At 66.5% G+C, this 3,662-nt stretch carries 3 protein-coding genes and 1 pseudogene; 1 reads left to right on the forward strand and 3 read right to left on the reverse strand.

The window, feature by feature from the left end:
* The first annotated feature begins 460 nt into the window (after positions 1–460).
* Positions 461–1,087, forward strand: coding sequence for a hypothetical protein (locus ABZ624_RS42385; protein WP_360100980.1), 627 nt, complete (start codon positions 461–463; stop codon positions 1,085–1,087).
* 305 nt (positions 1,088–1,392) lie between these two features.
* On the opposite strand, the gene ABZ624_RS42390 is transcribed toward ABZ624_RS42385, so the two are convergent.
* The 3 genes and pseudogenes from ABZ624_RS42390 to ABZ624_RS42400 form a co-directional block, all read right to left on the reverse strand.
* Complete coding sequence (locus ABZ624_RS42390; RefSeq protein ID WP_360100983.1) at positions 1,393–2,022, reverse strand: hypothetical protein; 630 nt, start codon at positions 2,020–2,022, stop codon at positions 1,393–1,395.
* A 7-nt stretch (positions 2,023–2,029) separates the two neighbouring features.
* Positions 2,030–2,200: pseudogene (locus ABZ624_RS42395) on the reverse strand (ATP/GTP-binding protein); the annotation flags it as partial.
* A 230-nt stretch (positions 2,201–2,430) separates the two neighbouring features.
* Positions 2,431–3,459, reverse strand: a complete 1,029-nt coding sequence (locus ABZ624_RS42400; RefSeq protein ID WP_360100986.1) for a hypothetical protein — start codon at positions 3,457–3,459, stop codon at positions 2,431–2,433.
* Positions 3,460–3,662 lie beyond the last annotated feature (203 nt).

Genomic DNA, 3,662 nt, shown 5'->3' on the forward strand with positions numbered 1-3,662 from the left:
TGGCGGATCCTCCGCAAGGCCAGACTCAGCCCGAACGCACTCACGTCAACCACAAAGGCCATCCTCACCCTGGAGGCTCACCGTTGAAAAGGCTCTGGTTTTTCAGGCGCTGAGACGAACGCCCATTTTCACTGCTATCGGTTTCCCAGCCTGTGTGGGGGCGTCCGTTGTCGCCCCCACACAGGCGTGCTGGGGTGTGCGTGGGTGGGGTGGCTGTCAGTCTGTTGTGGTGAGGTTCGGCTGTGGAGGTGCGCCGCGTCACACGTGCCCCCTAATGTTGCGGGAGGACGAGGAGGAGGGTTTGGCCATGGGCGAGTGGTGGGCTGGTGGGCGCGGGAGTCGTTCATCGGCGTTTGTCGCTCGGCAGCGGGAGTTGAACCATGCGTCGGCCGGTCAGTGGGCGGGCTATGCGTGCCATCGCGCAGCGGTGACCGGATGCGTCCTTGCTCAGGCTCCCTCGGTGGCGGGGCGTCTGGTGGTGCTGGGCGCCGGGAACTGCAACGACCTGGACCTGGCCGAGGTTGCGTCCGTTTTCCGCGAGGTCCATCTGGTGGACATCGATTCTGACGCTGTGCAGCGGGGTGTGGAACGTCAGCGGATGGGATCGGCGCCGGTGCTGCGTGTCCACGGCGGGGTGGATGTGACGCGGATGCTGCAGGATTGCCCGTCCGGTGTGGAGTCGGCCGACGTGGTGGTATCGGCCGGGGTGATGTCGCAGCTGATCAATGGAGCCGCGAGCGAGGGCCTGGAGGCGGCGGGGCTGTTACGCGTGCGTGATGCGCACCTTCAGACCATGATGGGCCTGCTACGCCAGGGTGGGCGTGGTGTGCTGGTCGATGACGTAGTGTCCTCCGATACCTGCCCGCAGCTGCCGGCAACGCCGCAGGACCAGCTCCCGCTGCTGCTGTCGCGGCTGTTGGAGGAGCGGAACTTCTTCACCGGATGCAATCCATTCGCGATCGCCCAGAAGCTCGCCATGCCGCCCTTGCGGGCGACGGGCCAGGCCGTCAGCCCGCCATGGCGCTGGGACATCGGCACGCGCAGCTACCTTGTGTGCGCTGTATCGTTCCGCCGGGACACCCTGTAGCCGCGCAGTACCCCGACCGGCAAACCACACTACCGGGCTGTCGATCCGGGGGTGGGTAGTTGGTGTGCTGGGTGGGGTGTGAGCTGCGGGGTTGGGTGTTGGTTGAGAATGGGCTTTGGCGGGGCTGGGGTTGTGCGGGTTGTAGTGGGAGTTTCCGGGGCGTTGTGGGTAGCTTCTGCGTCTCATGGTCCGGGGTGTGTTTTGGTTGGTCAGGCGTGTTGTGCCTGGTCATAGGCCGGCCTGGTGTCTGGGTGTCGGAGCTGTAGGGACCGTTCGGGCGGGTCGGGGGGCTGGTAGCTACTGGCTCAGTGGTTGGTGGGTTGGGGGTTTCTGCCGGTCCAGTACAGGGCGGTGTCGATGTCGCGTGCGGTCCAGCCGTCGGCGGGTGCTCGGCTGTGTTGGAGGAGGTTGTCGAGGAGTTGCATGTAGCGGCCGTAGCGTCCCGGTGTGCGGGTGAGGGTGAGACCCAGGGTGTCGAGGGCGTGTTGGACACGGCGGTCGTAGACGGCCATCCGCGTGGGTGCCGCTGCTGTCAGGACGGCTGAGGCGAGGGCGTCGCCGGTACGGAAGCCGGGCAGTTCCCACATGATGCTGCGTCCTGTGCGGGCAGCCTCGCTGCGTGATACCGCGGTGTCGCGGACTGCGGTGACGGCCCGCCTGGTGACCTCGCGCACATGTGCGTCGGGCAGGGACATGAGCGCCGATACCCACGGGGTCTGTGCGGAAAGCCGTTTCCAGACGACCAGGGCCGCGATGCCCGTCTTCCCGAGACTGCCGGCGCGCTCGGTTCGTTGTGTGACGTCGTGGAACACCTCGTCGTAGTGCGGTGAGACTCCTGCCAGGTAGCCGGCACGGGCGGGGATCAGGACGTCCCACACCTGGCCGCAGACGGCAGCGAATTCATCATCAGTCGGCGTTTCCCTGGTCTTCTTCACGTCCGCATCATGCCGGTGTGGACGGTCGGCGGGTGCGGGGGCGCTTGTGTTGTTCGGCGAGGTGGTCGAGCTGGATGGCTTCCAGTGTTTTCTTGGTGATGCGTTCGGTGCCGTCGCAGATGGCGGTGATGGCGGCTTGGCGGATGAGGCGGGTGAGGCTGCCGATGCGGCCGGCGGTGTGCGGTTGTACGTGCCGGCGGCCCGGCTGGTGTCCACACGGCAGGTGGCCGGTGTGGCGGAGGCAGTGGGGCATACGGTCGCGGCCCGCGGGATGTGCTGTGTGTACGGGGACACGGGCATGGGGAAGACGGTCGCCGTCGAGCAGGCGTTGCATCTTCTGCCCGGCCGGGTGCCGGCGTGGCACCCCGTCTGCCGCAGCATCGGGGTGCGCCGACGGGAAGCCGGGGTTCATGTTCTCTCCGCAGACGACAGTGCACTGGCGCTCCAGGGGGCGCCACCACTCGTAGGACTGTCAGCCGCGTAGGCGGCAACATCGCGGTACCGGTCGGTGCTGGGATGGTAGTCGAAATTGCCTCTTAGCAGACACCGGTAGCCGTCCAAAACCGCCTCGAAGTCGGCCAGGACACGCCGGTCGCCGGTGATGGCGCGTACTTGGGTGGCAGCGCAGGCGCAAGCCGCCTCGAACTGGCCCATCAGTCCGTCCAGCACGGCGGCGACCATGTCGCCCGCAGCTTGCGCGGAGCAGCCATGGAGGCGCCGCAGGAGGTGGATGGCGTTGAACGGGTAGTCGACCACTGCTTCTTTGCCCGCGGAGTACAGGTCGTTGTACAGGCCGATCCACTCCGAGCCGCGGTCCCGGGCCTGGGCCATGGCGGGAAGGCCGCGCACCTGCGCGGGGAGCTCAATGCCCGCTACGTACTCGTGAAGGTGGAAGAATACGACCTCCCCGACGCTGGCGCGCCGGTGAGGAATGTCCTCGAAGCTCATCTGCTGGCCGGTGTCCTCGGCCTCCACACGGTAGGTGGCCAGCCAGCCAGCGGTCCCCTCGGCCAGCGCCGTGCGCCAGCTTGGGGTGCGATCGCGGCACAAGTCGGCCATGACATCGGCGAGCGCGTGCCCGGCGGGTCGGGAGGGATGACAGGTGCCTCGGGCAATGCCGACCAGCTCATCGGCGAACGCCGCCGCCGCTTGCATGTCATGCGCCAGGATCGCGTCATCGAACAGGTCATCGACGATGAACCCCCAGGCCATGTAACGGGCAGGGAGCCGTAGATGGGCGGCATCGGCATGCGGGTAGTACAAGGCAGCGGTGAGTTCCGGACGCGTGCGCGTCAGCTGGTCGCGCATCGCCTGGGTGCCGGGTAGCTCGAATCGGTCGAGCCATGTCCACATGTCCTCAAGGACCGTGTCCATCGCGGGAGACGCACCGCGAAGCGGATAGGGGATCGCCAACGTCGGGATATTCATTGGTTCCATGGCGCATCACCTCGCCCCCAGTAGGCCAAGAGCATCCTGAACGGGGAACCCTGCCGTTCCGCTCTTTGCGTGAACGCGTTGAATGGTTCTGCGTTTATGAGTTGCTACTGAACCGTTTTCATCCTGTCCTGCTGGGGTGAAGGTGCAGGTCAGCGGGTGTGGGGTGACGAGACGAGGCTCCTGGTCGTTGCGGTGGTGTTCTC

Origin of the sequence: Streptomyces sp. NPDC007205 (assembly GCF_040634095.1) — a bacterium.
Classification (GTDB): domain Bacteria; phylum Actinomycetota; class Actinomycetes; order Streptomycetales; family Streptomycetaceae; genus Streptomyces.